The sequence below is a fragment of the Armatimonas rosea genome, assembly GCF_014202505.1.
Lineage (GTDB): Bacteria > Armatimonadota > Armatimonadia > Armatimonadales > Armatimonadaceae > Armatimonas > Armatimonas rosea.
The window spans coordinates 185,563-208,430 of record NZ_JACHGW010000001.1 but is presented as its reverse complement, the minus strand read 5'-3'; the positions used below and the strand labels follow the sequence as shown (position 1 = coordinate 208,430).

Annotated in this window: 22 protein-coding genes; 8 read left to right on the top strand and 14 right to left on the bottom strand. The window is 61.4% G+C overall.

The genetic code is table 11. The features are described from left to right. Positions 1–2: 2 nt before the first annotated feature. Both HNQ39_RS00900 and HNQ39_RS00895 read right to left on the bottom strand, forming a co-directional pair. On the bottom strand, positions 3–1,625 hold the full coding sequence (locus HNQ39_RS00900; protein WP_184192000.1) for a PPC domain-containing protein: 1,623 nt from the start codon (positions 1,623–1,625) through the stop codon (positions 3–5). Between the two features lie 34 nt (positions 1,626–1,659). Beyond that, positions 1,660–2,547, bottom strand: a complete 888-nt coding sequence (locus HNQ39_RS00895) for a glycoside hydrolase family 43 protein (RefSeq protein WP_184191998.1) — start codon at positions 2,545–2,547, stop codon at positions 1,660–1,662. A gap of 125 nt (positions 2,548–2,672) precedes the next feature. Here HNQ39_RS00895 and HNQ39_RS00890 point away from each other — a divergent pair, with 125 nt between their 5' ends. The 6 genes from HNQ39_RS00890 (at position 2,673) to HNQ39_RS00865 (ending at position 8,084) form a co-directional block, all read left to right on the top strand. Next, positions 2,673–3,155: a hypothetical protein gene (locus HNQ39_RS00890; protein ID WP_184191996.1), complete on the top strand. Its 483-nt coding sequence runs from the start codon at positions 2,673–2,675 to the stop codon at positions 3,153–3,155. 105 nt (positions 3,156–3,260) lie between these two features. Then, positions 3,261–3,518 (top strand): helix-turn-helix domain-containing protein, encoded by a 258-nt coding sequence (locus HNQ39_RS00885; protein ID WP_184191994.1) that lies wholly within the window; start codon positions 3,261–3,263, stop codon positions 3,516–3,518. Between the two features lie 326 nt (positions 3,519–3,844). Continuing rightward, complete coding sequence (locus HNQ39_RS00880) at positions 3,845–4,291, top strand: hypothetical protein (protein WP_184191992.1); 447 nt, start codon at positions 3,845–3,847, stop codon at positions 4,289–4,291. A gap of 86 nt (positions 4,292–4,377) precedes the next feature. After that, positions 4,378–6,492 (top strand): TonB-dependent receptor, encoded by a 2,115-nt coding sequence (locus HNQ39_RS30460; RefSeq protein WP_184191990.1) that lies wholly within the window; start codon positions 4,378–4,380, stop codon positions 6,490–6,492. 9 nt (positions 6,493–6,501) lie between these two features. Beyond that, positions 6,502–7,572, top strand: coding sequence for a CsgG/HfaB family protein (locus tag HNQ39_RS00870; RefSeq protein ID WP_184191988.1), 1,071 nt, complete (start codon positions 6,502–6,504; stop codon positions 7,570–7,572). Beyond that, complete coding sequence (locus HNQ39_RS00865; protein ID WP_184191986.1) at positions 7,569–8,084, top strand: hypothetical protein; 516 nt, start codon at positions 7,569–7,571, stop codon at positions 8,082–8,084. Before HNQ39_RS00870 ends, HNQ39_RS00865 begins: the two co-directional genes overlap by 4 nt. 9 nt (positions 8,085–8,093) lie before the next feature. Here HNQ39_RS00865 and HNQ39_RS00860 read toward each other — a convergent pair whose 3' ends face one another. Together HNQ39_RS00860 and HNQ39_RS00855 are read right to left on the bottom strand one after the other, a co-directional pair. After that, a complete protein-coding gene (locus tag HNQ39_RS00860) occupies positions 8,094–9,116 on the bottom strand; it encodes a sialidase family protein (protein WP_184191984.1) in 1,023 nt (340 codons plus the stop codon). Between the two features lie 3 nt (positions 9,117–9,119). Continuing rightward, positions 9,120–9,992 carry a pirin family protein gene (locus tag HNQ39_RS00855; protein WP_184191982.1) on the bottom strand — a complete coding sequence of 291 codons (873 nt, stop codon included), beginning with the start codon at positions 9,990–9,992 and terminating at the stop codon, positions 9,120–9,122. Positions 9,993–10,053: 61 nt separating this feature from the next. Here HNQ39_RS00855 and HNQ39_RS00850 point away from each other — a divergent pair, with 61 nt between their 5' ends. Beyond that, positions 10,054–10,716, top strand: a complete 663-nt coding sequence (locus HNQ39_RS00850; protein WP_184191980.1) for a hypothetical protein — start codon at positions 10,054–10,056, stop codon at positions 10,714–10,716. An 18-nt stretch (positions 10,717–10,734) separates the two neighbouring features. On the opposite strand, the gene HNQ39_RS00845 is transcribed toward HNQ39_RS00850, so the two are convergent. From HNQ39_RS00845 to HNQ39_RS00805, 9 genes are all read right to left on the bottom strand, one after another. Continuing rightward, positions 10,735–11,877, bottom strand: a complete 1,143-nt coding sequence (locus HNQ39_RS00845) for an arabinan endo-1,5-alpha-L-arabinosidase (protein WP_184191977.1) — start codon at positions 11,875–11,877, stop codon at positions 10,735–10,737. Positions 11,878–11,887: 10 nt separating this feature from the next. Then, the gene (locus HNQ39_RS00840; protein ID WP_184191976.1) at positions 11,888–12,712 is read right to left on the bottom strand and encodes a carbohydrate ABC transporter permease; all 825 of its coding nucleotides are present in this window, start codon (positions 12,710–12,712) and stop codon (positions 11,888–11,890) included. Next, positions 12,709–13,248 (bottom strand): GNAT family N-acetyltransferase, encoded by a 540-nt coding sequence (locus HNQ39_RS00835; RefSeq protein WP_184191974.1) that lies wholly within the window; start codon positions 13,246–13,248, stop codon positions 12,709–12,711. Before HNQ39_RS00835 ends, HNQ39_RS00840 begins: the two co-directional genes overlap by 4 nt. Then, positions 13,249–14,142 carry a carbohydrate ABC transporter permease gene (locus HNQ39_RS00830; protein ID WP_184191972.1) on the bottom strand — a complete coding sequence of 298 codons (894 nt, stop codon included), beginning with the start codon at positions 14,140–14,142 and terminating at the stop codon, positions 13,249–13,251. It lies immediately after the preceding gene. Then, positions 14,139–15,377, bottom strand: a complete 1,239-nt coding sequence (locus HNQ39_RS00825; RefSeq protein WP_184191970.1) for an ABC transporter substrate-binding protein — start codon at positions 15,375–15,377, stop codon at positions 14,139–14,141. The genes HNQ39_RS00830 and HNQ39_RS00825 overlap by 4 nt, the downstream gene beginning before the upstream one ends. A gap of 9 nt (positions 15,378–15,386) precedes the next feature. Next, a complete protein-coding gene (locus HNQ39_RS00820) occupies positions 15,387–15,692 on the bottom strand; it encodes a hypothetical protein (RefSeq protein ID WP_184191968.1) in 306 nt (101 codons plus the stop codon). Between the two features lie 3 nt (positions 15,693–15,695). Next, positions 15,696–17,405: a CRTAC1 family protein gene (locus HNQ39_RS00815; RefSeq protein WP_184191966.1), complete on the bottom strand. Its 1,710-nt coding sequence runs from the start codon at positions 17,403–17,405 to the stop codon at positions 15,696–15,698. After that, a complete protein-coding gene (locus HNQ39_RS00810) occupies positions 17,402–19,270 on the bottom strand; it encodes a tetratricopeptide repeat protein (RefSeq protein ID WP_184191964.1) in 1,869 nt (622 codons plus the stop codon). Before HNQ39_RS00810 ends, HNQ39_RS00815 begins: the two co-directional genes overlap by 4 nt. A 142-nt stretch (positions 19,271–19,412) precedes the next feature. After that, the gene (locus HNQ39_RS00805) at positions 19,413–20,354 is read right to left on the bottom strand and encodes a DUF1559 family PulG-like putative transporter (protein ID WP_184191962.1); all 942 of its coding nucleotides are present in this window, start codon (positions 20,352–20,354) and stop codon (positions 19,413–19,415) included. Positions 20,355–20,473: 119 nt separating this feature from the next. Here HNQ39_RS00805 and HNQ39_RS00800 point away from each other — a divergent pair, with 119 nt between their 5' ends. Then, on the top strand, positions 20,474–21,346 hold the full coding sequence (locus HNQ39_RS00800; protein ID WP_343075952.1) for a helix-turn-helix transcriptional regulator: 873 nt from the start codon (positions 20,474–20,476) through the stop codon (positions 21,344–21,346). A gap of 22 nt (positions 21,347–21,368) precedes the next feature. Here the strand turns inward: HNQ39_RS00800 and HNQ39_RS00795 are convergent, their stop codons facing one another. Beyond that, positions 21,369–22,832 carry a hypothetical protein gene (locus HNQ39_RS00795; protein ID WP_184191958.1) on the bottom strand — a complete coding sequence of 488 codons (1,464 nt, stop codon included), beginning with the start codon at positions 22,830–22,832 and terminating at the stop codon, positions 21,369–21,371. Positions 22,833–22,868 lie beyond the last annotated feature (36 nt).

Below are 22,868 nucleotides of genomic sequence, written 5' to 3'. Positions count from 1 at the left end.
CCTCAGTCTGCCTCGATCAAGCGCAGGGTGTACTTGCCCGCCCCAGACTTGCTCGACACCCAGATGGTGTAGGTGCCCTCCAGCGGGAAGGTGAGCCCAAAGAGCGTGCTGGTCGAGTCGCCCTGATCCCGAGCGGCCAGCTCAATTCCATCGGGGCCGAAGATGCGCACGGAGGTATCGAAGTCAGGCAAGCGGACACTTAGTATGAGAGCCTGACTTGGTTTTCCGGTGAACGACCAGATCTCCGTTCCTTCCGCACTGAGTGTACCGATGCCGCGCTCTCCAAGCTTGAGCGGGCGCACGGGATCGGGGGCACGCTGGAGCTGGTAGGCCCCACTGCCCCCATTCCCAACACAGTTCACCCGGAGCAGATACTTGCCTGTCTGGCTGAGTAAGGCTGTCAGGAGAGCATTGCGTCCCTTGCCGCCGTCGTCGTTGCTCGTGAGCTTCTCTCCACGCAGGTTATAGAGCTCCAGCTCGATATCAAACTGCTCCGAGAGCCCCTCCAGCCGCAAGAGCTCGCCCGCCTTGCCGTCGATGGCGTAGTAGTCCGTTCCCCCGAGAGCAAGTGTCTCTTTTAGCGGCGCTTTTTGCTCCCAGCCACGCACGGTCTTAGTGGTGGTGAGTGTGTAGTCCGTCTCCAGCCCGAGCGGCTGTGCCAGAGTCAGCTCATAGGTGCCCGTCTTACGCAGGAGTGCCACGAGCTCGCCCTCGGTCTTTTCGCCCACCTCAAAAAGCGCAATCGCCTCCCGCGTATCTGTGTCGTCACTGTCGGGTGTCGGAATGGCCGCGAGCTGGGCATAGATCATGGTGCCCTCTGCCTTGGCATGGAGTCGGATAAAGTCGCCCTCCGTCCCTTGAAAGGTCCAGATATCAACCCCACCTGCTCCCAGCTTACGCGCCACGGGGGCCTGCCCTAGCGTGAGGGGCGCGACCCGTGCGGCGGCGACCGTAAAGGCATAGGGCCGTGTCGAGACCGCGCGCAGGTAGTAGTCGCCCTTGGCTGGGGTGCGAAACGAGGCAAGGGTGCGTGCGACTTGCTCCTGCAGAGAGCTACCGAGGGCAACGCTCTCGCCGGTCGGGGAGAACACGGAGAGCTCCGGGGCATTGCGGATCAGAAGTGTCTGCCCCGCTTCGGCGGAGAACCGGTAGAACTGCACCGATTTGCCCCCCGGCGGACTCGTCGTCCGCGCCCCGACTTTAATGTCTGTCGCGACAAACCGACGAAGAGTGAGCTTAAACTGCCCACCGCCCGCGCCCTTAAAGGCCTTCACGAGCAGCTTATACGAGCCCGCTTTGGCAAACCGGTAGACCAAGAGCGCATCTTGTACGCCCAGCCGGACATCGTCGTTTTCGCCCAGCACCTTGCCCTCTTTGTCCACGATCTGGATCGCCGGGTCGAAGTTGGTGGTGGTCGCCGCTGCGATAATCGTCTCCCCCTCTTTCATCGTGAACGCCCACTCGCTCTGCTGGCCCGGTGTGAGAATGCTGGTGGCGGTGGTCAGATCCGTATCTAGGGGGCGCCCACTGACGCCGCCAAAGCCACCTCCCATCATTCCCCCTTGCGCAAAGCTGGGCAACGCTGCTCCCCACAGTGCGACAAGAGCAACTAGAAAAGTACGCATGAAAACTTCCTCCGTAAGCTTTGATCTGGACGCACTAGAGCGGCTTGCCAAACTCGGGGATATCGCCCTTCCACGTGAAGGGCTGGGCGCGGATCACCCGGTCCCAGCCCGAGCCGGAGTGGCGCGCGGAGTGGTAGACAAGGGTCTCCCCCACAAACGAGCAGTGGCCCGGGCCAAAGATCGCCTCGGTCTTGGCAAAAACGGGCTCCGGGTGCTTCTTCCAGGCGCTCGCCTCCAGCGGATCGCCGCCAGGGGCCAGCGTCAGGCGCCCCAGGCAGTAGTCATCGCACCACGAGCCCGCCGCCGAGTAGATCACATGGACCGTCCCGTTGCGTGTCAGCACCTGCGGCCCCTCGTTGATCGCCGGGAGCTTGCCCGGCCCGCCGCTGCCACGCTTCTCCCACTCCAGCTCCGGCGATGAGATCCGCACGCGCTCGCCGCTGGGGGTGACGGGATCGGCCATGGGGCAGATGTAGAGGTGCTGCGCCACATTCTCCGTCCCCTCCCACCCCGACCAGAGAAAGTAGAGGCGCTTGGTCTTGGGGTGCACGAAGAGGGTCCCGTCGATCGCCCAGCGGTCCGGGGTCAGTGCCAGCTTCCCCACCAGCGCATACGGCCCCCGTAGGCTCTCGGAGCGCAGGACAATCATCCGGTGGTTGGCATTGTCTCCGTCGTCGGCCGCGACATAGATATACCAGCGCCCCTCGTGGTAGTGGAGCTCGGGTGCCCAGATCTCTTTCGAGAATGGCCCCGTCTCCGGTGCCTTCCAGAGCGGCTCGGGGGTCGCCTTTGCGAGCCCCATCAGTGTTCCCGCCCGCCGAATTGCCACCCCGTGGTGGTGGCTCTGGCACAGAATAAACTGGCCATCGTGGTGGATCACCCAAGGATCGGCCCCTGGGCAGAGAGGATTTGAGACAGTCATTGTAGCTCCAGAGTACCCGATCTACAAAAATAACCTACAAAATTCACTAGGTTTTCCTCCAAAGTGAGGCTCCGTCTCTACGGATAAATTCCCTCCTGAACGAAGATCAAGCTCGGACCTCAACTATGCGATTATTTTTCACCCTCGCCCTTACCTCTCTCTCCCTCCCTTGCCTTGCTCAAAGTGGGGAGGCAGTTACCTACGGCAGCTCTTCGTCGATTCTCTGCGCCAGCCTCGGCTTTCTCACCGCAGTTGCGGCGGGGCTTGTGCTCCTAGGCTCAGAGACACGTACCGTGGGGACCTTTCGCGTGGTCGCTCCGCCCCCCGGCGAGGAACCTGAGGCGCTTCGGCAAGCGTGGGTGGGGTTAGAGCTCCCCCTGAGAAAGCACCAGAGTGGGTCGGCACAAGAGGGGTACCGCATCGACGGCCCCGAGGCAGTCAGGCTCCTGGCGGCGCACAATCCTGCCGCGGCGCAGTGGTGGCACACCCGCCTGCACCACGGGAGTGTCTACACCTTCCCCACCGAGACCTGCCAACTGTCAGAGCTCCCCCAGACCACCCCAAGCAGCGCCTCCTGGGCAAAGCTGAGCCAGCAAGCAAAAAGCTAGCGCTACGGAGCACGGTGTCCCCGAGCAAGGTCGCTCAGGCACACTCTCTTTAAATGCCCCCCTTCGTGTCTATCCCTCTTCCGATCCCCTCACTATAATGGAGAGGTGATCGAGCCAGAAGCCCTCAAACAAGCCCCTTCCGCTTGCCCACTCTCCCCCGCCATGTTGCGGCTACTCCAAGATGCCGTGGCTCTTGGCACCACGAACAATAAACTTCTGGCAAGTCATCGCGGTTGCCCTGAGGAAACCATCAAGAGCCTCTTTTATCGCATCAATCTCGCACTCGGAACAAAAAGCCGCTCAGAGGCAATAATGAAAGCCATTTCTGAAAAATGGATCGACATAAAATCTGACCAACACTAGATTGCACCTATTTAGGGCTGTCACAATCCAATTAACAATGTTAAAATCGCTTCATTAATCTACATGTCTGAAATAAATAGCACCTAATAGGTACTACTACTGTCTATAGTCATTATTGTACACCTCTCTGTTCAGTACTTGTTAATCCTACTGCTTTTTTCTCGGACTACCACATGGGAGATCCCTCTGGTTTCTGTTCTGGACACTTTTTTTGCAGATTACCTGCATAACACCAAGTGTATTGGGAATCAATCCCTCTACATAACCCGAGTCAATAGTGGCTCACTGGTTTCGCTCCCCATTGGGGAAATTAAAGAAAGATAAAGATGAACCGAAAACTTGTTATTTGCGGGATAGCAGCAATCAGCATTCTATCTACGCTTCCTATGGTATTTGCTCGGCAGGGAGTTGCTCCACAACCCTCAAAATCAGATCTAATTCCAGCAACGTCACGGGAGCTGGAAGAGTGGCGCAGGGATATGACTTCTGCCTCAGCTTTTGCAGCGAGCCCAGAAGTTGCCGCTGTTGTTAAAAAAGTTAATAGTGATCCTGATTGGGCAAGTAGAGCAGCGAAGTCCCCGGATGTGATTACCAAAGCGATTTCAAAAGCAAACCCTAATGCACGGATGTCCAACGAGTTCACCATCAAAGTGGAACAAGCAACTGAAGGAAGTGCCGAACAAGGCCCATCCTGCTGTAGCGTTACCAGCGGCCCTAAATGGTGTGTTTGGGTCTGTGGTAAGCGCTTTTGTATCCGTGTCTGTAAGTGGTAGATAAAATTCGTTGCCTCCGTTTGAGTAACTCTAGTCGCTCAAACGGGGGCAACGAATTTTGGTGATTTTTCAGGAGGAGTACACTCGTGATTCCGATTTTTTATTCCCTTGCCCTTACCGCTACTATAGCCGACGATGGGATTTCACTTGCGGCCAAGAGTGAGTTGGAGGCGGCAGAGGCAGCGTTTTCAAAGGTGATAGAGACGAAGGCTCCCAGAAATGTGGTGACGGATGCGGCGATTTTTGCTTCCCTCCGGCGCTACCGAACGGCTTTTAGCGATGGCAACACGCCCGCAGCGGCGTACTGCAACCGGGCGGCGGTGCGGGTGCTGCGGCGCAATGCCGACGGTGCACTGGCAGATTTAGATCAGGCGGCGGCCAATGCACCCGACTGGGGGCTGCCCTATCTCAATGGGGCGCTAGCGTGGCTGCTTAAGGGCAACGCGGCCAATGCCCTCACGCTCGCCAAGACCGCGCTTCGGCTGGGGGAGGACTCGGCGCAGGCCTATGCGGTGCTCGCGGAGGCGGAGGTGGAGGCAGGGCAGCTTGCGAAGGCACGAGAAGACCTCGCGCTCGCTGAGCAGCGCGACCCGAGCCTGCCCTATCTCTTGAGCGTTCGGGCAAAGCTCCTGAGCCGCCAGTCGCGGGTGGTGGAGAGCGAGCGGACCTATCTGCAAGCGCTGAGCCAGGCCACGACCGTGACCAGCGATCTCTACGGCGCGGCTCCCTGGCGTCGCACCGAGAGCGCAGGGGGGATACTGGGCGAAGGGCTGTTCCGGGTACGAAGCACAAGTAGCACTCTGCGCGTCGGGGCAGCTCTGATTCGGCAGCGCGTGGAGAACAATGCCCAAGCGTTTCAGAGCCGCAGCCACGCCGAGATCACCCTAGGAAGCCCGCGTGCCGGCTTTCTGATCGCCAGCGCACTGCGTGAAGAGGGAGGCAGGCCTGGCAGCGATAGCGCGGTCTTCTCCGTGCCCAACACCCCCGGCCAGAAGTACCACTTTGACCGCCTCTCGCTGGTGGCGCAGCGCACGCAGGCTCTGCACTCAGGGAAGCTCACGGGGCAAGTGGCCTACCGCAGGAGCAGGGTGACTCTCAAGCCGGTGAGTGCTCCGTCGCACACAGCGGTTGCCGATGACCAAGTGGTGGGTGAGGTGCGCTGGGACGCGCCCAAGCTCACGGCAGGAGCGGCGCTCTCACGGATTGGTAGGAAGGTGGATGGAGCGGCCCCCTTGCTGGCACTGGCAACACCTGTGGAGCCGCTGGAGCAGGTCACTCCCGGCGGTGCCACCCGCCAGAGCCTTGTCTATGCCCTCTACCGCCAGCCACTCAGCGAGCTTGCAACCCTTGCCATTGGGCCTGTGCTAGCAGGAAATGGCAAGACCCAGGTTGTTCAGCCGCTCGCAGATCTGGCCGTCAAGATCACCCAGAAGCAGGCCGTGCACCTGCGAACCCGCCCGCAGCTTGTCACAGCGGCCAGCGATCTCTTTCCCTTCGCCGTGGTCGCGCCGGTTCAGGCCAATCCGATTGACCAGGACCGTGAGCAGGCCAGCGGCTTTAACCGCGATCCGTTTCTGCTGGGCGCGGGCGGGAAAGTCCTCAACCACGAGGCTGTGCTCCCGACCCTCTTAAAGCGCGGCTTTCGCTTCTCGGGGACATTTTTTCGGCGGGAGCTGAGCGGGCTCTTTGCTCAGTCTGTCGACCCGCGCCTTGGGTCGCTGATCGGGCTGAGCCGTGCAGTCGGCCCCACCAAGGCCCTTGTCCTCACCCCAGTTGCCAGGGCACGCACCACGGGCCTTGACCAAGGCGTGCGCACGGAGCTTGGAAAGAGCGCCAGTGCCTGGCTGGGAGCGCGCTACCAGGAGACCACGCTTCCCAATGTCCCCAAGTGGCAGGGAGCCTTGACCCTAGACTGGCTCAGCAAGGGCTGGAGTGTCACGGCAGATGCGTTCTACCTAGGCAAGCGCCCCACAGCGATCACCACGGCACGACAGATAGACCAACCGGGAGGGCTTATGAACGACCTCGTTACCCAACGAGGTGTCGCGGAGGCAACCGCCGGGACCAACCTTCACCTACGGCGAGCACTCGCCGGGGGCGCGAGCGCCTCCCTCTCGGTCTACAACCTGGGTGGCGCACAGCTCTACCCCAACTTTAGCACCCAGACCACGGTGATCGTCGGGCTCTCCGCCCCGCTCTAAGAGAAAGTCATGATGAACAAGACAGCCCTTCTTCCTTTGGCACTAGCCCTCCTAGCCCTGCCCTGCCTGGCACAAAAGTCCAAGAAAGAGCCGGTCGCTCCGCCTGCGCCCTCCCTTCCCCCTCTCCCGCCCGTGCAGGGGCCGAAGAAGCGCCTCGCGGTGGGGCCGCTGGAGGTCAAGGTCCAGACCGTCCAAGTGAGTGTCCCCTCGATCTCGCAGCCCGGCCAGCTCACCAACGCGGTCGTTCAGATTCAGGCATCCGAGCTTGGAACCGGCCTGAGCGACATGCTGGCGACCGCGCTCGTGAGCGCAGATCGCTTTGTGCTCCTCGATCGGCTGAACCTGGAAGACATTATCAAGGAGCGCAATCTCGGGCAGGCTCCTGGAGCCACGCCGGAGATGGTCGAGACAAGCAGTGTCGTGGCCAGCAAGCTCCTAGGAGCCCAGGTCATGATCCGAGGAGCGGTCACCGAGCTGGCCTTTAAGAAATCGTCCAATACCCTCGGGGGAGCGCTGGGAAAGCTCGCGGAGGGCGTGGAGGACAAGTCCGATGCGATGGCCGCCATTGACCTGAAGCTTGTGGATATTGGCACCGGCCAGATTCTGGATAGTATCCGCGCCGAGGGGCATGTGGAGACCAAGGTCAAGTCGCTACGGCTCAGCCTGGGAGACTTCAAGATGGGCAGAGACAGTCTCAACTCCAGCCCACTGGGTCAGGCGGCGCGCAAGGCGATTATCGAGGGGGTTCGCCTGATCTGTGAGCGCATGGAGAAGATTCCCTGGCAGGGCAAGGTTGCCAGGGTTGTGGGAGAAGGAGATTCCGCGATCCTCTACCTGAGTGCTGGCCGAGAAGCCGGGCTGAAGGAGGGGGATATCCTAGAGCTCTACCGGCCAGGAGAGACCATTATCGACCCCGATACCAAGCTCGTGCTGGGGCAGATCGAGGGGAAAGTCGTCGGGAAGTGCCGCATCACACGCATCTTGGATAAGAACCTCAGCACCGCCAAGGTTACCGAAGGCACTCTGCCTGAGGTGGGCGACCAGGTGCGCTTTCTGGCTCCCCAAAAGGTCCTCCCATGATCCAACAAAAAGTCGAGCGGGCTCAGGTGGATGCACTGGCACAGTCCGGGTGGGAGCGCTGGCTTATCCGAGGTGCCTGTCGACGTGTGCCGAATCGGGCCTTCTGGGCAGAGCTGAGCTTCGGCCTTGTCTTTAGTGTTATCTTTGTGGTCCGGGGAGCTCAGCTCTCGTCAGATTACTTACTGACATACGGGTTCGTGACGATGCCTGCTGCCTGTTTCATGGTCTACTTCTACCGCTGCTGGGGCATTCTCTTGCTCCATCCCGAGCGCACTGCGGCAGAGCGTGGACGCTTCGCCGACTTTCTCTGGCGCACGCGTGCACACGGGCGAGCCCCGCTTCCTTCGCGTCTGCTTATGGCGGTGGGGCTCTTGATCGGGGTTATTCCTTTTATCGCCCCCTTGGCCATCTCCCTTCAGGCATGGGGAGCACTACTCGTCGTTTTCTGGTTCGGCGGAGCTTGCTTGAGCATGCGACGCGCCTACCTTGCTCTTCTGGAGCGGCGTGACTGAAGGAGATCGCTAGAGTAGCTGTCCTTGAAGCGCGTCTTCGGCGAAGTTGAGCCAGTGGGCAAAGAGCTTGTTCTTAGGGAGCGCGATCAGGCCCGGTAGGTAGTTGCGGTGCCCACCCGAGAAGAGAGTCTCGGGGGTGCTCCAAGTCGCGCCACCGTCGTGGCTGAGGGAGAGCTTGATGTCCAGGTGAAGCTTGGGGGCCGGCGTGCCGGGCTTGTCAGGCTTCTCCTGGGCTTCATCGGTGCCGAAGATGCAGGCCAGCGTGCCATCGGTGCGCTTGACCAGAAACGGTGAGAGGGCCATGTGCGGGCGCTGCGGCGCTTGGAAGAGCAGGCGGCGCGGCTGCCACGTCTGGCCGTCGTCGTCGCTGGTGACCACGCGGATCACGCCGGGGTGTGGGAGCTCGGTGGCCACACTCTCTAGGGCGCAGACCAAGCGCTTCCCGACACTCACGAGCGTCCCCATGCCGTCGCGAGAGAGCTCCCGCCCCTCCGCGCGACAGACCACCACCGGCTCGCCCCAAGCCTTGGTTTTTGTGTCCCAGAAGCGCCCCATGAGCCACTGGTGCCCCACAAATCCCCGCAGAAACGGCGTGTTTTCATCGTCGTAGATGCAGAGTAGGCGTCCGCCGGGGGTCTCGAACAAGAACGGTGCCCAGAGCCCACGACTCGGGCCTCCTGGCTCGGTGACCGTGTGGGCCGTGACGCTCGAGTGCGCCTTCCAGCTCTTGCCGCTGTCGGTGCTCTGGTAGACCTCGATGGCGTAGGATCTTGCAGCGTGGTGGTTGTGCCGGCAGACATAGAGCAGACCGTGGCGTCTACTCTCCAAGAACGCCCCATCCCCCAGGTCGGTCGTGCGATCGGGGTCGCGAACAATGGCCACCGGCGCGCTCCAGGTCTTGCCCATGTCCTGGCTCTGCGCCGCCAAGACGACCGCGCCGTCTTTTTCGTGCTCGGTGCGCGCCCCGAGGAGCGCACCACTGGGCCGCCGGATCGCGCCCCGGGTGACCGGAATCTTGGTGGGTGGGATCATTGTCTACGTGCCCCGAGGCGTGGTAAAAGTGCCATTTGCCAGGTCATCGACCACCTGCCCCAGCTCGCTGACCGTGTTCATCACCGACGACCGGTACTGGAAGATGGGCTCACGCAGCGGGGTGGCACACAGGAAGATAAAGCGCGCCTCGGTGTCTTGAGGGGCAGTCGCGGCCACGACATCTGCCTCCGGCTCGGGGATGGGCTCATCGGCGAAGATCGCCAGGTGCCCTGCAGTAACTGTGCGCTCGCCAAAGTGCACACTGCCTCGGTAGACATAGGCAAAGGCAGTCTGGGAGCGGGGTGCGGACAGGGTGACACTCACTCCCGCCGGCAGGGTCACTGCCAGGTAGGTCACGTGAATCCCCGTGCGGCTCACCGGCCCTTGGACCCCGTCCCGCTCCCCCGCCACGACCACGACTCGCGCGCCGCCGGGGAGCGTGAGCTCGGGGAGCGCGCTTGCTTCGACCGCCTGATACTCGGGCGGGGTCATTTTCAGCGCCGCGGGGAGGTTGAACCAGACCTGAAGTGCCTCGCTGCCCGCGCTCCCTGCCTGGAGATACTCCTCGTGGAAGATGCCACTCCCTGCGCGCATCCACTGGACCCCGCCGGCCTCGACCTGGCTATCGCTCCCCAGAGAATCCCGGTGCTTCACCCAGCCCTCCACCACAAAGGTCAGGGTCTCGATTCCCCGGTGGGGATGGCGAGGAAATCCGAGGTAGGGCTCGGCTGACGGGGCAACCGTCAGATGGTCCAGCAAGAGAAAGGGATCGAGGAGAACGAGGCGCTCACTTCCCAAGGCGCGTAGGATCGTCACCCCCTCCGCCTCCGCAGCTCGTGTCGGCTCCGCGATCAGTGCGAGTGTTCGTATAGACATTTCCTACAGTTTACGGCAAAAAATACCGATAGGTTCTTTAATAAGGATTTTGGAGGTATCGGTGAAGATCATTCTCAAACCCGCAGGGGCAATTATTGTCCTTGCTGCGCTAGGCGCACTGGCCTTTATGGCGTTTCGTCGGTCAGGAGCAAACGCGGGAGGTGGATCAACCGGCGATCTGACGGCCTCGTTGAGTGGCGCACCGCTCCAGCCGTTGGCCTTCCCGAAGCAACCCGCGCCAGGCTGGCAACTCAGTGCAGATGGCAAGTCCCTCACCAAAGCCGATACCAACAATGGCGAGTGCCTCTTCCCCGAAGTCGCGCTCACGGCGGAGACGGGCGAGGTGCAGGTCAAGGTGGCCTGTACGGAGCTCGCTCCCAATGCCACGTACCCCAAGTACGGCTTGCGTGTTAAAGGCAGTGCAGAGGGCGATGAGCTCGATGTCTGGATCGACCCGCAGGCCAAGGTTCTCACCACCCGCGGCCGTGTCGGGGGGACAAACTACGACTGGCACCCCTCGCCCCTACCCGATGGCTTCGACATGACCAAGGAGCACACGCTCTCCATCCAGTGGAGCGGCGGCGGGAAAGAGTGGAAGTTCCTGGTGGACGACGACCGGCACAGCGCACAGAGCAAGCACCTCTTCGCCCAGATGAAGCCGTCGTCGCCGCTGGTGATGAACTACCTCGCCAAGCCGGTCTACAGCGCCCTCGCGATGCGCTAGAAAACACCGACAGCAGGGTCAGGCGACACGGGTTCCGTGGATCGCCTGGCCCTGCTGGTTCTTGCCCTCGTAGCGGGAGAGATCGCCCGCCAGGGTGAGCTTGTCGATCCACGCGCCCCCCGGGGCCTGCTCCGCGGGCCAGCGCAGGGTGACGGTCTGTCCTTCCCGTGTCCAGGTTCCCCCCGGCGCACTGGTGGAGCCATCGGCCTTGAGCTGGAGCATGGTCGCCGCGCCACCATCGGGCTGGTGCTCCCAGTCTCCGATCACATCAGCCCACTTTGTTTTTTTTTCGGTGTCTTTGAGCGCCGGCCAGCCGCCGTCCCAGCGCAGCGACGACATAAACAGGGTTGGGATTCCCTCGTGCTGGGCATCGTAGGAGTGGCACAGGAACGTATCGCCCACCACGGCGCAGTGCCCCGGCCCCCGCCAGCGTCCCTGGCTCTGCGAGACCGTGGTCCCCCCGCCCGCGAGCAGCGCCTTCCCAGCGCGGTCTACGTACGGCCCTTCGAGTGTCCTGGAGCGCCCTACCACACTCTTGTAGGTGCTATTGACTCCCCGGCAGCAGAAGTCATGGCTCACAAAAAGATAGTACCAGCCCGCGCGCTTGAGGATAAACGGGGCCTCGATCGCGGTCGAGCCGGGCCGAGCCGCGATACACTTGGGCTCCGCGTTTGAAACGGGCTTACCGGTCTTGGGGTCGAGCTTGAGCAAGAAGATCCCCTGCCAGAACGAGCCAAAGGTCAGCCACGGTGTCCCGTCTCTCTCCACAAAGACATTGGGGTCGATCGCGTTGTAGGGATCGCCACGCTTGGAGACAAAGACCGGGCCATCGTCGCGCCAGCCATCGCCGCCGAGCTTCTCGCAGCTCGCCATCCCAATCGCCGAGTGCTGGCTCCCAAAGGTCGAGACCGAGTAGAGCAGCCGCCAGCGCCCGCCCCAGAACGAGATATCGGGTGCCCAGGGATTACGCGTCCCTGGAATCACCTCTTTATGCCAGGCAGGAAGGGTAGAAAAGATCTCTTTGACATACCTCCAGTGAATGCCATCGTCGGAGACCCGGTACGGAATCCCATTACCTGTTGAGAACACATGCCACTTTCCACCACTTATTGCCAGTACAGGATCGTGGACATGCTGAATATCGCCCGCCAGCTCTCTCATTGTATGCTCGTTATTCCTTCAGCCCCGACGCCGCCATGCCTGCCAGGATATGCCGCTGGAAGATTAGAAACGCCAGGATGGTCGGGAGGGTGCAGAGTGTTCCTGCGGCGAGAGTCAGGCCGTACTCGCTGGCGTAGCTGCTCTGGAACAGCGCCACCCCGACCGGGAGCGTGTAGTGGTCCACGGAGTCGAGATAGACCAGCGGGCCTAAAAAGTCGTTCCAGGAACCCACAAACGTGAAGATCGCCAGGGCGGCCAGAGGCGCACGCGCCAGGGGGATCACGACGTTCCAGAAGATCCCAAAGCGCGAGCAGCCATCGAGCTCGGCGGCCTCTTCCAGCTCACGGGGGATGCCCGTGAAGAAGCTATGGAGCATGAAGAAGCCAAAGGCACCGCCGCCCACGGGGACGATCAGCGAGAGCGGGGTATCGAGCCAGTGAAGGGCGTTGAGCTCCAGGTAGACCGGCACCAGCAGGATCTGCCCTGGCACCATGAGGGTCCCGATCACCACCGGAAAAACCCATTTTTTCCCCGGCAGGTCCAGCCGTGCAAAGGCATAGGCCGAGAGCGACGAGACGGTCAGCACCAGCACCGAGGTGGCCGTGGCGATCCCGAGCGAGTTGAGGAACCAGCGCAAGAGCGGGATCTCCTCGGGGGTTCCCAGCACCTCCTGGAAGTTGCCCAGGGTCGGGACACGCGGCAGGATGCTCTCGAACTTAATGACCTCGCCATCGGGCTTAAAGGCCATGATAAAGATCATCGCCACCGGAAAGACAAAGACCAGCGCCGCCAGGGCGATCAGGAGCTCTGCCAGAGAGAGTTTCCGTCGCTTCATTTTATGCTCCACTCCCGCGCCAGCAGGCCATAGAGGGCGCTATCGGAGACCTCTCCCGCCACACACCAGCGCTCACGCAGGTAGCCATCGCGCTCAAAGCCTAGGCGCTCTAGGAGGCGCTGGGAGCCTGTATTACGCGGGTCGATATCGGCCTCCAGGCGGCGCAGCCCAAGTGTCGTGAAGGCATAGTCGATCACCAGCGACGCGGCCTCGGTCGCGAGCCCCTGTCCCCAGTACGACCGCCCGAGCAGGTAGCCCACCTCAGCGCGACCATTGCTGAGATCAATCTGGTGTAGCGTGCACATTCCAATCAGCTGGTCATCCCCCACGAGCGTGATCGCCCAAGGGAGTGCGGAGCCCGCGGCGCTGGATGCAAGATCGCCGGTGAGCTTCGCCTCGGCCTGCGCCCGCTCCGTGTAGGGGGGATGCGACCAGTAGCGCATCGCCTCCGGGTCGGACCAGATCGCAAAGACCGCATCGGTATCGGTGAGGGCGACACCGCGCAGGCAGACACGGTCGCCGGTGAGTCTCTCCATCTACTTCTTCTCCCGCATCAGCCGGAACTGAAGGATGGAGAACACGGCGATCACCAAGAAGAGTAGCCAGGAGATCGCGGCGGCGTAGCCCATGCGGTAGTTATTGAAGGCCGTGTCGTAGATATACTGCACCAGGGTGCGGGTCGAGAGCTCCGGGCCACCGCGGGTGATCATAAAGACCTGCCCAAAGACCTGGAACGAGCCCACGACATTCATCACCATGGAGAAGAGCAGCACGGGCCGCAGCAGCGGGAGGGTCACGCGCCAGAAGATCTGCGGCTCGGTGGCACCATCTATCGCGGCGGCCTCGTTGTAGGAGGTGGGGATGTTCTGGATCGCCGCGAGGAAGACCAGCATCGGGCCGCCCAGGGTCCACCACAGGGTCATGATCACGATCGCGGGCATGGCCCAGTTGACATCGGAGAGCCAGGCGATCTTGGGGAGCCCCAGCGGCACCAGGTAGGCGTTAAAGAGGCCAAACTCCGTGTTGTAGAACCAGCGCCAGAGGAGCCCGACCACGCTGACGGTCAGCAGGTGCGGCAGGTAGCACAGCGCCCGCCAGAACGCCCGCCGCCGCTCCGAGACCTGGGAGAGCCCCACGGCCAGCAAGAGCGCCAGAAAGATCGTGGAGGGCACTGCCATCAGCACAAAGCGCACGGTCGCCCAGAGCGCCTTGGTAACATACTCGTCCTTGAGCGCCTCCTGGTAGTTGGCCGCCCCGACAAACTGCGCGGGACGTGTGGTGAGGATATCCCAGCGAAAGAGGCTCAGCCCCAGACCAAAGAGCAGTGGCCCCAGAACAAAGGCGGCAAAGAGAGCCAGGTGTGGCGCGGCAAAGAGCCAGCCGGACGCTGCCCCCCTAGTCCCCACCCGGCGGGGGGATTTATCGATCATGGGGTGGCCTCCCGTTTGATGATCTCATTGACCCGTTTCTCTGCGGCGGTGAGGGCCTCCTCAGGGCTGGCCTTGCCGCGCAGGATCTTCTCCACCGCGAGGTTGTACTCGGTCTGGTACTCAAAGATAAAGGGCAGGCGCGGCTGGTACTGGACATAGGGCACCTGCTCGGCGAAGGCACTCTGCACGGACATGGCCTTGAAGCGCGCCGTGGCACGCAGGCTCGGGCGGGTCGGGATCTGGCCCCCGTCGGCCCAGTCGACACTATTGTCCGAGAGAAAGCGCATGAACTTCCAGGCCGCGCGCTGCTTGTCGGCGGGGAGCCCCGCCTTGAGGCAGAGGTTGTGGGAGTCGGCCCAGACCGCTTTGTGGTCGGTCACCTGCGGCACGGGCGCACCGGCAAAGTCCAGGTCTTTTTGCTTCTGGAGGTCGGCGAGCATGTAGATTCCCTCAAAGACCATCCCGATCCGTCCCTGCCGAAACCCGATCCACGAGTCGATATTCTCCGGCGAGGGCACGAGGCCGTCTTTGATGAGGCTGCGGCAGAACGTCAGCGCTGCGATATTCTCCGGGCTCGCCAGGGTGCAGCGGGAGTAGTCCGGGGTAAACGGGGAGCCGCCAAACTGTTTCAGAAAAGTATAGGTACAGGTCTCAAAGTTGGTGAAGACATAGCCCCACTGGTCGGGCTCGCCGTTCTTGCCGGGCTTCTTGATGCGGCGCATCGCCTCGATAAACTCGGCGCGGTTTGTGGGCGGCTTGGTGGGATCGAGGCCCGCCTCGGAGAAGAGTTTTTTGTTGTAGTACATGCCCATCGCATGCACATCGAGCGGGAGGCCGTAGTGGTTTCCCTGGACCTTCGCCGCCTCCCAGACATTGGGATCGAGGTCGTTTGTTGCGGCGGGAAAGTCGCCCAGGAGCGGATCGAGGGGCTCGGCAAAGCCTGCGCGGGCGAAGCGGAGCAGAGCGCGGGTATGGAGGACAAAGACCTCCGGTGCGCGCCCCCCCAGCCCCCCGACGAAGAGCTTGTTGTAGTAGGTGCCCCAGTCCATCCGCTGCATGAGGACCGTGATATCCGGGTTCTCCTCGTTAAAGCGCCGGACAAGCCGAAGCATCGTGCGTCCGTCGGGGCCGGTAAAGCCGTTCCAGAAGCGCACGGTGGTGCGTGTGCTGCCCCGCCCACAGCCCGTGAGCGAGGCAAGCCCGAGCGCACCGAGAAAATGCCGTCGTGTTAGCATGTAGTACGCTTAGCGTCGGCCGTAGCCACCCTGCTGCTGTCCCCCGCCGTAGCCTTGCTGACCACCACCGTAGCCCATGGGACGCCCCCCGCCGTAGCCGGGCTGTCCTGGTCCAGGCCCTGTGGGGCGCTGCGTCCCTGCGGGTGCCTGGCCATAGCCCGCGGCACTCCGCTGCATATACTGCTGCGAGATCTTAGGATCGATCGTCCCATGGCCATCGTCGCCGGCAACCATCTTATAGACGAAAAACCCGATAAGAAGCAGCACTGCGACGACTGCTCCGATAATTACACCCACTGGTATTGATTGCTTCATAGTCTATCCAATCCCTTTTCCTTCTGTCACTGTTGTTACGGTATCCACTGCCACGCCCCCCAGCTTCTCCACAGCCCCGGAGGGCCAGCGGATCTCGACGGAGTCGACAGTCGTGGCGGCTCCCAACCCAAATGTTGGGGCACGCTCGCTCTCGGAGAGAAAGCTCCCCCCACTGCGCACATAGCGTCGCTGCTTCAAGTTCCCTGTCGTCACGGTCACCAGTGCCCCAATCGCATCACGGTTTGACTTTGTCCCGACCAGCTTGAGCCGAACCCAGTGGTTCTGGTTTCCCCCCTCGTTACGCAAGAGAAGAAACTTCCCATTGTTATCGACTACCCCAATATCGAGGTCGCCATCGTTGTCGATATCCCCGTAGGCAGCACCACGTCCCACTATCTTATAGTTAATTCCTACATTGTGGGTTTCATCCACAAATTTTTCGCCGCCTTTATTTTCAAAGAGCAAGGGCTCTTGCTTAAAGGTTAGGTTTGTCTTGTAGGTATTGACAATGTCGTCTACATGCCCATTTGTCGCAAAGATATCTTGCCAGCCGTCGAGGTTGTAGTCAAAGAAGAAAGTGGCAAAGGTGACATTTGAGAGGCTGGCAGCCACAACTCCCCGGCTCTGGCCCTTCTCCTCAAACATACTGTTGGTGCCTTCCATGGGCTCAAAGAGCGAGAGGCCCTCCTCCGCGAAGTTACCGATCACCAGCCCGAGCTTGCCATTGTTGCGAAAGTCTGCGACATCGATCCCCATGCCCGCCTTGGCTTTTCCGCTCATGGAGAAGGCGATCCCGCTCTCGACTCCCTTGTCGGTGAAGTGCTTGCCTCCCTCGCTCATGAAGAGAAAGTTCGCCCAGGTATCGTTGGCGACCGCGATATCCAGCCAGCCATCGCCGTTGTAGTCGGCCACGGCGATCCCAAAGGACTTCCCAAGCGCACCATCCAAGATCCCGGTCTCTTTACTGACATCGCGGAACTTGCCACTGCCCTCGTTGTGGAAGAGGGTGCAGCGCGCTCCTTCGAAGTTCCCCGGAGGACAGTAGCCGCGGATGCCGTTCTTGCCACAGTAGGGGTCGACCTCGGGGGACCACTTCACGTACTGACAGACAAACAAGTCCAGCTTGCCATCGTTGTCGTAGTCCAGCCAGGCGCTACTGCTGCTCCACTTGTGCTCCAGCTTGGTCCCAGGCAGCGGCACCCCGACCGTCCCGCTCTCCGCGGTGACATCGCGAAAGCCCTTACCCCCCTCGTTGTGAAAGAGATGGTTGGGCCCGACCGCAGTGAGGTAGAGATCCTCAAAACCATCGTTGTCGTAGTCGCCGACCCCCACTCCCATGCCGTACATCGTTATGGCCAGCCCCAGCTTCTCCGTGACATCCTCAAACTTGCCCCCACCGAGGTTATGGTAGAGCTTCGGGGTGGTCTTGATGGGGTTAGGGTCGCCGGGCCAGGTCGTGCTGTTCATGACCAGCAGGTCCAGCTTACCGTCGTTGTCGTAGTCAAAAAACGCCAGCCCGGAGCCGACCGTCTCGGGCATGAGCTTGCGCCCGCGCCCCCCGTTAACATGCTGAAAGTCCACTCCCGCATCCTTGGCGATATCGGTGAAGGTAATCGGCCTGAGGGCTTTGGGTTCGGGCGAGGCACTCTTCTTGCCCGCCTGGCAGCCAAGGAGAGAGAGGGCGAGAAGAGAGAGCAGGAGGACCTGTCTCATGGGGCCAGCCCCTCAAGGCTCTCCAGCTTCTGTGTCATCCCTAGGCGACGGTAGAGAAGGCGGAGGATATTCCGGAGCTGAGCGTCCTTCACGTTGAGCCCGTAGGCCTTCTCATACTGGGTCAAGGCATCGCTGGTGGCTCCCATGTTGAGGAGCAAGTCCGCGTACTCCGTGATCTGAGCGGCGGTGGCATCGGCGCGGCGGGCACGGGTCTGGAGGGTCTGGCGCTTTTGCTCAAAGGCGACATACTTCTGGTAGAGCTTGAGCATCTCCTGGCTCCCTGAGGCATTCCCCGCACGCGCGTAGACCTGCCCAAGCTGAAGATAGGCGGGACCATTGCCAGACTCCAGGTCGATAGCGTGCTCGATGCAGCGGGCCGCCTTCCCGAGCAGGTTCTTAGCGGCGTAGCACTGGCCGAGCGCGAGCCAGATATCCTCTTGGTCGGGAAGCTTGGCAACTGCCTGCTCGTAGAGCGCTGTCGCTTTCTCTAAGCGTCCCCCCACACTACTGCGGGCGAAGTAGAGGCTGGCCAGGTCCTTGGCGTAGGTGGGGTTCTCCGGCTCGACCTTAAGCGCCTTCTCCAGCTCGGCCTCGGCCTCATCGCGGCTCCCAATCTTCTCCAGGATCAGGGAGCGCTGGTAGCGGACATTGGCCTCTTGCTTGGGATCGAGCTTGATGATCTTATCGAGGCAGGCCAGGCGCTCCGGGTACTTGTCCATCACCTCGTAGGCACGGGCACGCAGCACGAGGTCATCGACTGTCTCCTGCTTGGTGGCCTCAAAGATCGTGTTGAAGTACTCTTGTTTCTTCCCTAGCCCCAGGTAGGCCTCCGCGAGGGCGGTCTGTCCCCGGCGCTTCTTAACAGGATCGGAAGAGGCCACGACCTTCTGGGCAGTCGCCAGAGCGTGGGTATAGTCGTGCATCAGGCCGGCGGCGACTGCTTCCCAGTAGTTTGCATTGTCGGTATCTTTGAGCTTCTGGTAGGCCTGCATGACCTGAATGGCCCGGTTGGTGTCCGGGTTGGCGAGGGCGAGCTGCTCCAGTGCTACAACCGCCCGCTTGAAGTCGCCACGACGGCCATACTCAAGGCCGATCTGCTCGTAGATATCGGGGGCGCTGGGGTTGAGCTGGTTTGCCTTCTGCCAGACCTTCAGGGCACCGTCGTAGTCCTTGAGCTTGCTCAGGATCAGGCCATAGAAGTACAGCGCAGCGGACTCGTCGGGGGTTGCCTTGAGCGCTGCCTCCGCATAGCCCTTTGCCAGTGGGATCTCTCCCGCACTGAGCGCACTACGCGCCGCCAGGATCTGGCCCCCGGTTCGGTCGGGAGCACTCTCGACTAGCAGCTTGGCGACCTCGAACGCGGACTTATTGTTGCCAGACTCCGAGAACGCCAGGCTTAAGCGCTCCAGCTCTTGTGGAGTGAGAGATTTTTTATCGACCCCCTCCCAGAAGCGCAGCAGGACCTCGTTGGCCTTCTTGGAGTGGTTGTTATTGATGTGGTAGCCTGCCAGGTTGGCGACCGGCTCCCACTTTCCGGGCAGGAGCGCCACGGCCTTCTCTAGCTCGACGAGCGCACGCTCGGACTCAGCCAGGTGCATGAGGGCGCGCCCCAGCGGACCACAAACAAGCGTATCGGGCACGCCCAGGGAGCGCGCCGCATTCAGGTGCCGCCGTGCGGAGAAGTAGAACCCTGTCCGTTCCTCAAGAATGCCCAGCTGTAGGTAGGCCTCTTTATCGGAGACATCTTTCTTGATGCGGTCTTGCCAGTAGCGCTGCTTAACATCCACACTGGCAGAGCTAGGAGGAACGGGGGGCTTGCGCGCCATCCAGCGGGTAAGAGCAAGCGCGCCGAGTGCAAGTCCCAAAAAGAGACAGAGGAGAGGAAGGAGTGCGTTACGACGTTTCGGGGGTGTCGTGCTAGAACCGGACGAGACGATATCCATTAGCTTAAAGAGCCAACAACGCCGGGAGAAGGACTCTCCCGGCGTTGCAATCTCTCAGGCGAACCTACCAGGCAGAGCCTCGGTTATCGTTACCGCGGACACTGTCATCGGCGAAGATATCGTTGGGACCACCAAAGTCGTTCTTGGTATCGACCGCAGTGGCTTTGTTGACACCAATACGGGTCTTGCCAGGGATGATCCAGTACTGGCTGAGCTTGATCGCCTTGGCATGGCCATCGAAGAAGACCACGTTACAGAACCCACTGTGGCGAGCCACGGGCGCCATGAAGGGATCACCGCCACCGTCCCAGCTGGAGCGCAGGGGGGTCTCAAAGCGAGCGCAGGGTGCTGCACCGTAGCCGTTCGGGCCCTTGTAGTTGTCCGGGTTGGCGCGGAAGTTGGTACGTGCTTGTGCATTGGCAGACCACATCGCGCTATCGGGCTGACCGGTGGGCACCAGCGCACCTGCATCGGCGAACATCACCGTGTTGGCAGGGCGGGTGTAGGCTGCAAAGCTAGAACCCGAGCCATCCCAGCGGGTCATCGGGTCGTTGATACCGTAGCCGATACCCTTACCACCGCGGACGTTCTCTGCATCGTCGGCCCAGTCCGGCCCCTGAGGAGCGGAGAGGCTAGGACAGACCAGGATATTGTAGTTCTTCAGGTAGGGCTGGATGATGTAGTGCCAGAAGCGCTTCCAGTCCGCCACAGAGCCTCGACCAGGGCCGTTTCCGTTGTAGACACCCGATGTGCCGTAGCCAAGCTCACTGTCCGCATAGCTCATGTGGGCAGGCAGGGTCTCTTCGTCGTAGTCCTGCGCGTACATCAGAAGGCCAAGACCTAGCTGCTTGGTGTTACTCAGACAAGCAATGGAGCGAGCCTTCTCACGGGCCTGGGCAAACACCGGGAAAAGAATTGCTGCCAAGATCGCGATGATCGCGATCACCACGAGTAGTTCGATAAGCGTAAAACCGGCCTTCCGGCTTGACTTCAAAGTCATCTTCATTTAGAAAAACCCCCCTGTAAAATTCAACAATGACAGTGCATAAGAACCAGCTTAAGGCATTCACAGCCCTTTTTAAAAACTAGTTTATTTAATCTACCACATCCCTGCCTTCGGGTGCAATGGTAGAATTATACACACCGAGCTTTTTTTTAGCCATGAGCGAAACCCAACTCCCCCTTCGTGAAACGCAACAAATCGGCGATCAGACAAATGAGTTTCTGGTCACGTCCCAGCAGCTTCCCCTCTTGACGGAGTACGGATTGGGGATGGTAGGCCGCTCTGAGGCCAGGGAAGGATTCCGGTTCGTGCGCCTGCGTCCTCGCTTTGCCCAGGTACTGGTCACCCTCTCCGGCTGTGGGATCGTGCGGGTGGGAGAGGCCTGGCGAGAGCTCAAGCCGGGGATGGCCTACCTCATGCCCGCAGAGACCCCCTCGGCCTACCATGTGCTTGCAGAGAGGGACTGGACCCTGCTCTGGGTGCACATCAATGCGGGAGCCCTGCGCTTTCCCTCCCCCGTAGCCACTATGGTCGAGCAGGAGGCACAGGGGCTCCAGTATAGCATCGGGGGGCTCCTCCACGAGGCCCTGGGCTACGCCGAGCCCGAGCCGCTTGCCGACTGGATTCGCCTCACGGCCTGCGAGGTACGCCGCCTGGTCTGTGGAACCGCGCGCAACACCAGCCGCCTATCCCCGCTCTGGGCCGAGGTTCAGGCAAATCTGGCGCACCCGTGGACACGCGACGAGCTCGCGGGGCGTCTTGGCCTCAGCGGCGAGCGCCTCCGCAAGCTCTGCCAGGACTCCACCGGAATGAGCCCGATGGCCTATGTCACCCGGCTTCGGATGCAGCACGCCACCGCTCTCCTGGCCTCAGGGCGCTACAGCGTGACACAAGTCTCGCTACGGGTCGGCTACGACAACACACTGGCCTTCTCCACGGCCTTTAAGCGTGTCATGGGCATGCCGCCCTCGTCGTGCCTCCCCCGCAACCTCTAGCCATGCTTGGAGCCCGTTTAGGTCAGGGCAGGGTCACCCCCGCCCGACGCTCCAGCTCCTCCAGTAGCTCCGTGTTGCCAGCCAGGTTCGCCCCCCAGCGGATGGGTCGCTTGCCGTCGTGGGTCTCCACATAGAGGCTCAGGTCATCGCGCCCGAGAGCGGTCAGCTCCTCGAAAAAGACCTGCTTCTTCCCCCAAAGCCCGTAGGAAGTCAGGCTCTCCCGATCCAGCACCAGCCGCGCCGCCTTGTAGCGCCAGAGCAGAAACGCCCAGGCCACCACGCCCGCAAGTGCCAGCCCAACAATGATCCCAAGGCCATCGAGAGGCAGCTCGCGAAGATCAAGGCCGTAGCGCACCCACGTGGCCACAACTCCTCCCAGCGCTAGCACACAAAACAAGGGAATGGTCCAGAGCATTCCCAGCCCGCTCCGGTTGCTCCGCGTGCGGTAGTGAAATGTCCTGCGCCCCCCATCCCACTCCGTTGAGGCCAGCGCGTCATGGGGCCGAGGGCGGTGAAGCTGTCTCACCCCTTGCGGAGCATAGAGCGCGATCATGCTCAGAAACACGCTCTGGTCGGTGAGGGCGGTGTTAAACGTGATCGCTCCCTTGGTGGTTTGCAGCGTCCCGCGGTAGAGAATCGCCCCGTTTGCCTGAAGTGTTTTCGTGCTTGTGGTCTCTAGCTCGCTCCAGGCGATATGCTGCGGCTCACCATCGCGCCAGAAGGTAAATCCCTGCTCATCTGCCTCGAAGCGCTCCTGGTGTTCCCATCGCTCTCGAATATCGTGGATCGTGCGACGTGTATCTCGGATGAGCTGAAAGCTCCCAAAGGCCACCATGCTGACAATAAGGCCCATGGCGGCACGCGCCGCGCCAATCTGGTCGGGGCGCTTCTCTAGAGCGGCGAGAGTGATAATGCCTATCGCGAGGGCCGAGAAAACCCCCAGAAATGCCCCTAGGCCTATCTTCTGTGTCCGAATCGCGCTCTCGGAGTAGGTAAACGTGTGGGTTCCTTGGATCGTGCCCTCTTTGCCCCGGATCAGCCAGCCACTCGCGGCGGCGCTCTTTGCGTGCTCCACAACCCAGGCCTCTAGGCGCTTGAGGTCGTTCCAGTCGCTGCCCAGTTTGAGCTTTCTGCCATCCCGAAAGACAATCATGTTGCTGGAGCCAAGGGTTTTATCGACCACCCGAAAGTAGTCCGCAACGTCGTCCCAAGCGGCGCTCTGCCAGGGGCCAAGGCTCTTACGCCAGCGCAGGCCGCTTGCATCGGCGACTACCGTGGTACGCAGGCCGTAGAGCAGCGCCGAGATTCCTCCGGGAAGAAGAATGGGCAGGAGAAACCAGCCGGTCTGGCCAGTCTTGTCGGGGGTCAGACAAAAGGGTGCCACGCCGAGGCAGGGGGCGGCGATTGCGAAGAACACACGCGAGGGAGTAGCGGCGATACGCTGGGGCCCGTTTTTTCTCTCCGGGCCTTGCTTCTGGAGACTCATGCCCTCTCCGACCCTGCAAACGAGGGCTGGGTTGCA